Raw genomic sequence first — 5,952 nt, forward strand, 5'->3', positions numbered from 1 at the left:
CCGGGCGGGGACGAGGGGGCGGGCGGCGGGAGGGAATAGGCACCGTCCTAGGTGGACACCTTCTGCGCGACCCGCGCCAGCGGGACGACCATCGGTGTGCCGGTCTCCGGGTCGTCGACCACGCGGCAGCGCAGGCCGAAGACGTCGCCGATGAGCTCGGCGGTGACGATCTCGCTCGGGTGGCCCTGCGCGGCGACGACCCCGCCGGGGCTCAGCGCGATCATGTGGGTGGCGTAGCGGCAGGCCTGGTTCAGGTCGTGCAGCACGGCGACCAGGGTGAACCCGTCCTGCTCGTGCAGCTCCGCGCACAGGTCGAGCACCTCGACCTGGTGGGCGATGTCGAGGAAGGTCGTCGGCTCGTCCAGCAGCAGCACCGAGGTGCGCTGCGCGAGCACCATGGCCAGCCAGACCCGTTGCCGCTGCCCGCCGGAGAGCTCGTCGACGAGCCTGCCGGACAGCTCGGTGACCCCGGTGCGCGCCATGACCTCGGTGACCACGGCCTCGTCGTCGGCCGACCACTGCCGCAGCAGGCCCTGGTGCGGGTAGCGGCCGCGGGCGACCAGGTCACCGACGGTGATCCCACTGGGTGCGATGGAGGACTGCGGCAGGAGGCCCAGCCTGCGCGCGACCTCCTTGGACCGGTAAGAGGCGATGACCTCGCCGTCGAGATAGACCGCGCCCTTAGTGGGTTTGAGCACTCGCGCGAACGCCTTCAAAAGGGTCGATTTACCGCAGGCATTCGGACCAACGATGACGGTGAAGGAATCGTCGGGGATGGTGACGTCCAACGCGCTAGCTACTACACGGTTGTCGTAGGCGAGCGTCAATCCTTCGGCGTGCAAGCGGTTCACAGGCCCACCTCCGCGTAAATGTCGTCAACCACGTCGAAATACCGCTCGTCGTCGGTGATCTCGTCGGCGGCGGCCAGCCTGGGGTCGATCTCGGCGGCGACCTGCCGGTAGCGCTCCTCCCACCGTTCGGCGTCCAAGCGCCAGTAGCCGATGGTGTCGTAGCGATCCGCGCTCAGGCCCAGGGTGTGCCGCAGGTGGCGGCGGATGTCGCGGGTCGCGGCGGCCTCGCCCGCGACCCAGAGGTAGCCCGCGCCCGCGGGCAGTTCGCGGTCGATGATGGCTCGGCGCAAGGCGTTCCCCGCTTCGCCCGAGTGGGCGTACACCCATTCGATGTCAACGTCACCGCTGGTGTCGAAGGTCTGGCGCTCGTCCTCGTTGTCCACGATGGCGACGACGTGCGCGCGCGCACCGGCGGGGAGTTCTTCCACGGCACGGCCGATCGCGGGCAGCGCGGTCGCGTCCCCGGCGAGCAGTCGCCATGCGACAGCCGGGTCCGGCGCGTACTTGCCCGCGGGCGCGCCGCTGATGGTGATCTCCGCGCCCGGGTGGACAGTGCGCGCCCAGGTCGCCGCGACGCCGCCTTCGTGCAGCACGAAGTCGATATCGATCTCGCGACCGAGCGGATCCCGGCGGCGGATCGTGTAGTTTCTGGTGAGGTTGGCACCGAAGGCGATCCGGCAGGACTCATCCGGGAGTCCACTGCCCTGGTAGTCGCGCAGCGCGTCACCGCCGAGGGTCACCCGCCGCATCAGCGGGGTGATCGCGGTAGTCCGCACGACTGTCGCGCGATATGCGGTCATGGTGTGCGAGCCCTTCCTGTGACAGCCGACGCGTTGTCAACATAGGATAGCCTCACCTAATCTCCGCGTCATCGCCGCCCATTCGGGCGATGCGAGAAATCACTTGGAGTAGCCACATGAGAGCGACAGCCCCTTCGCGCCTGATCGCACTGGGCGCAGCCGTCCTGCTGGCGGTCGGCGCCTGCGGGTCGACGGAGCCGACCTCCGGCGCGGGCGGGCAGTCCAGCGCCGCGGCGGCCGCCCCGGCGAAGCGGACCGTGCAGACCCCCAAGGGCCCGGTCGAGGTGCCCGGCGACCCGAAGAAGATCGTCGCCATCGACTTCCAGATCCCCTACATCCTGCTCGACCTCAAGGCGAACCTGGCAGGCGCGATCGACCTGACCGCGGCCAAGGACGGCGAGCCGTTCAAGAACCTGACGATCATCGGCACCGACGCGGGCGAGCTGAACTACGACAAGATCGCCGAGCTCGACCCGGACCTGATCCTGGCCGGTGACTACCAGGAGCCGGAGTACGAGAAGCTCAAGGACCGCTACCCGACCGTGTTGATCCCGGCCGCCGGTGACCAGCCGGGCTGGAAGCCGCAGGTCAAGGCGGTCGCCGAGGCGATCGGCAAGGCGGGCGTGGTGGATGAGCTGGAGAAGAAGTACCAGGCTCGGGTGAGCGAGATCAAGGACAAGCACAAGGACAAGATCGCCGCGGGCAAGTGGGCGACGCTGGGCACCTACGACGGCTCCGGCTGGTACCTCTACGACAAGGTCGGCGGCCCGTCCACCGCGCTGGTCGACCTGGGCATCCAGTTCGACGAGGCGACCACGAAGGTGGCCGACGCGAACCTGTCGCAGTACTCCATCGAGCAGCTCAACCAGCTCAACAGCGCGACCGTGCTGCTGTTCGACGACCTCGGGCCGCCGGTGACCGCGCCGGGCGCGGGCGCCAAGCTCAAGGCCGACCCGCTGTTCACCTCGATCGCCGCGGTGAAGGCGGGCAAGGTGTTCGACGGCGAGTACAACATCATCGACTACGGCGACGCGCAGCGCGTGCTCGACCAGGTCGATGCGGTGCTCGGCAAGCTCTGAGGCAGCGGGCACGAGGCGGGGGCGGTCCACTGCGGACCGCCCCCGCTCGGCGTTGTGGGCGGGCTCGCACTGTCGCCGCGGCGCCGGGTGGCATAACATGGTGCCCTAATGATTAGTACACCAAGCAACGACGAGGACCCCCTGGCGCTGGAGCGGCAGGTCTGCTTCGCGCTGGCCATCGCCTCCCGCAGTGTCATCGGCCTGTACCGGCCGCTGCTGGAGCCCATGGGCCTGACGCACCCGCAGTACCTGGTGATGCTGGCGTTGTGGGGGCGCACGCCGCTGTCGGTCAAGGAGCTCAGCGGCATGCTCGCGCTCGACCCGGGCACGCTGTCGCCGCTGCTCAAGCGCCTGGAGGCGGTGGGCTACATCCGCCGCGACCGGGCGGTGACCGACGAGCGGCAGTTGGCGGTCCGGCTGACCCCGACCGGTACCGCGCTGCGCGAGCGGGCGCTGTCAATCCCGTCGGCGGTGGTCGAGCGGCTGGGGATGCGGATCGAGGACCTGCTGCTGTTGCACGGGTCGTTGACCAGGGTTATCGAAGCCGCAGGCGAGCGGGAGAACACAGCCGCAGGCGAGCGGGAAGACACAGCCGCGGGCGAGAAGGCACACCCCGTGGCGGGAGAAGATCTGGTCGTGGGCGAGAAGGGACAACCATGAGCACCCCCGGTCCGCTGCGCCGCGCCTGGTACCTGCTGGGCGGCCGTGTCCCCGACCGCTTCCGCGAGTGGGTGCTGGCCGACGCGGCCCGCCCGTCCTGGCTCGCCTGGTTCGCGCTGCGCACCCTGCTGCGGATGGTGCCGCTGACGACGGCGATCACGCTCGGGCTGCTGCTCGGCCTCGACGCGCCTGCCGGGTTGGCGCTGGCGTGCGGCGGGCTGGGGTTGGTGGTCGGGGTGTACTTCATGCTGTCGTACGCCATCGAGAGCACCGAGTACCGGATGACCCGCTACGGCTTCCCGCACGGGTCGGCGGGGCAGGCGCGGCGGGCGCGGACCGCGGAGCGGGACCGGGTGCGCGACGAGCGGTACGCGGCGGCGTGGCGGCGGTAACCGGGTTGCCCGGCCGGGCACCGCGGCGCAGCATGGCCGGATGCGCTTCTCGATCAACATCCCGAACTTCGGCGATTTCGCGGACGTCAGGGCGGTGGCGCGGCTCGCGGTCGCCGTCGAGGAAGCGGGCTGGGACGGCCTGTTCATCTGGGACCACGTCGTGCACGACAAGGCAGCGCGGCGCGGCGTCGCGTTCAGCGACCCGTGGATGGCGCTGACCGCGGCGGCACTGGCGACCTCGCGGATCAGGCTGGGCACCTTGGTGACCCCGGTGGCGCGGCGGCGGCCTGAGCAGGTGGCGCGGCAGGTCGCGACGCTGGACGCGCTCAGCGGCGGTCGCGTGGTGTTCGGCACCGGGTTGGGTGGTCCGGTGGCCGACGAGTACGGCAGCTTCGGCGGGCCGACCGATCCCCGGCTGCTGGCGGAGCGGCTCGACGAGGGGCTCGGGTTGTTGGACCGGTACTGGTCGGGTTCGCCGGTTACCCATGAGGGGACGCACTACCAGGTGCGGGATGTGACGCTGCTGCCCGCGACGGTGCAGCGGCCGCGGCCCCCGGTGTGGGTGGGCGGGTTCTGGCCGCATCGACGGCCGATCCGGCGCGCTGTGCGCTGGGACGGGGTGGTGCCGCTGTTCGAGCAGGCGCGGCACGGGGTGGTGCCGCCGGTGTCGTTGGCGCGTGAGGTGATCGGGTACGTGCGCGAACTGCGGTCGGCGCCGATGGAGATCGTGCTCGGGGGCGAGACGGATCCGCGCTCGGCGGCGGAGGTCATCGGTCCGCTGGCGGCCGAAGGGGCGACGTGGTGGGACGAGCGCAAACTCCAAGACCAGCCCGGGCTGGACCGGCTGGACGCGGTGCTGCGCCGCGTGGAGAGCGGTCCGCCGGTGCTGTGACAGACCGTTCCCCTTGCGGCGGAAGCCATCGGGCGCGGGGAACGGTCTGCCTGCACGTGCCGGTCGGCGGGTCTAGGCCCGCCGGTTGATCAGCGCGATCACTCCTCGCCCGCGAAGTCCTCGCCGCCGTCGCCGTCGATGAGGCCACCGTCGAGCATGTCGCCGAGGATCATGCCGCCCACGATGCCCGCGGCGGCACCGCCGACCACCGCGCCCATGCCGGGGCCGCGGCGCTGGTGGTGGCCGTCGTGGCCGTAGTGGCCCTGCTGGCCGTACCCGGGCTGCCCGTAGGGCTGCTGGCCGTAACCCTGCTGGCCATAAGCGGGCTGGCCGTAGCCGGGCTGCTGGGGGTAACCGCCGCCGAAGGCGGGGTTGGGGGTGGAGCGCTGGGAGACCTGCTCAAGCCACTGGCCGATGGCCGCGGCCCAGTCGGTGTTCTCGGCTTCCTGGTGGGTCAGCGAGAACCGGCCGAAGGCGTCACCGCCGCCGCCGAACACCCCGCCGCGGCGGTCGGCTTCGAGCACGACGTGCAGCTCGGTCGGCGTCGCGACGAAGGTCAGCTCCACCTGGCTGATCCGGCCGGAGAACTGCGGCGGCGCGTAGAACTCGATCTCCTGGTACACCGGCAGCTGCTGCGGTACCCCGTGCAGCCTGCCCACCTCGACGTCGGCCTTGGCGAAGCGGAAGCCCAGCGCGCCGAACGCGTCGAGCACCCGGTCCTGCGAGGGCAGCGGGTGCACCACGACCGGGTCGAGGTCGCCCTTGTCCGGGGCGCCCGCGATGACCAGCTCGGTGCGCAGGCCCAGGTTCATCCCGGGCAGCGGGCTGCCGCCGACCGCGGTGATCGGCGCCTCCCACGGCACCGCCAGCCGGAACGGCAGGTCGAGGTCCTGGTTCGCCGACACCCTGACCCGCTCGGCGACCACGGCGCGCAGCAGTTCGCCGGTGCCGACGGCCTCGCCGCCGTGGTGCTCGACCTCGACGCGGGTCTGCAGGGCGAGCACGACCTGCCCGATCTCCACGTCGGCGCTGCCACCCTTGATCCGGACCCGGCCGCCGATCGTCTGCCCGGGTCCCACGTGCGGGGAGTCCAGCACGGTGTCCACCGAGGGCCCTCCAACGCCGAACGCCGACAGCATCCGCTTGAACATCACGCGACTCCTGGATTCAGGTAGCTTCAAGGGCGGGAAAGGTGCAAATCCGACACTAGCACAACGTGTCGGTCCGGTTCCGGCGCGTGCACGGCCACCGCAACCCGTTGGGGGACCTCGATAGCGG

Annotated in this window: 6 protein-coding genes and 1 pseudogene; 4 read left to right on the forward strand and 3 right to left on the reverse strand. The window is 71.0% G+C overall.

Annotated features, from left to right (window positions below):
- Positions 1-47: 47 nt before the first annotated feature.
- Both LV75_RS30235 and LV75_RS30240 read right to left on the reverse strand, forming a co-directional pair.
- Positions 48-851: an ABC transporter ATP-binding protein gene (locus LV75_RS30235; RefSeq protein ID WP_253890767.1), complete on the reverse strand. Its 804-nt coding sequence runs from the start codon at positions 849-851 to the stop codon at positions 48-50.
- A complete protein-coding gene (locus LV75_RS30240) occupies positions 848-1,651 on the reverse strand; it encodes a siderophore-interacting protein (RefSeq protein WP_253890768.1) in 804 nt (267 codons plus the stop codon). Before LV75_RS30240 ends, LV75_RS30235 begins: the two co-directional genes overlap by 4 nt.
- A gap of 116 nt (positions 1,652-1,767) precedes the next feature.
- Between LV75_RS30240 and LV75_RS30245 the strand changes: the two genes are divergently transcribed.
- The 4 genes and pseudogenes from LV75_RS30245 (at position 1,768) to LV75_RS30260 (ending at position 4,674) form a co-directional block, all read left to right on the forward strand.
- Positions 1,768-2,730: an ABC transporter substrate-binding protein gene (locus LV75_RS30245; protein WP_253890769.1), complete on the forward strand. Its 963-nt coding sequence runs from the start codon at positions 1,768-1,770 to the stop codon at positions 2,728-2,730.
- 108 nt (positions 2,731-2,838) lie between these two features.
- A pseudogene (locus tag LV75_RS30250) lies at positions 2,839-3,276 on the forward strand (MarR family winged helix-turn-helix transcriptional regulator); the annotation flags it as partial.
- A gap of 110 nt (positions 3,277-3,386) precedes the next feature.
- Positions 3,387-3,782 carry a DUF5313 family protein gene (locus LV75_RS30255; protein WP_253890770.1) on the forward strand — a complete coding sequence of 132 codons (396 nt, stop codon included), beginning with the start codon at positions 3,387-3,389 and terminating at the stop codon, positions 3,780-3,782.
- A gap of 40 nt (positions 3,783-3,822) precedes the next feature.
- Entirely contained in the window at positions 3,823-4,674 is an 852-nt protein-coding gene (locus tag LV75_RS30260) for an LLM class flavin-dependent oxidoreductase (RefSeq protein WP_253890771.1), read from the forward strand.
- 98 nt (positions 4,675-4,772) lie between these two features.
- Here LV75_RS30260 and LV75_RS30265 read toward each other — a convergent pair whose 3' ends face one another.
- The gene (locus tag LV75_RS30265) at positions 4,773-5,825 is read right to left on the reverse strand and encodes a sporulation protein (RefSeq protein ID WP_253890772.1); all 1,053 of its coding nucleotides are present in this window, start codon (positions 5,823-5,825) and stop codon (positions 4,773-4,775) included.
- Positions 5,826-5,952 lie beyond the last annotated feature (127 nt).

The organism is Actinokineospora diospyrosa (assembly GCF_024171925.1).
Classification (GTDB): Bacteria; Actinomycetota; Actinomycetes; order Mycobacteriales; family Pseudonocardiaceae; genus Actinokineospora; species Actinokineospora diospyrosa.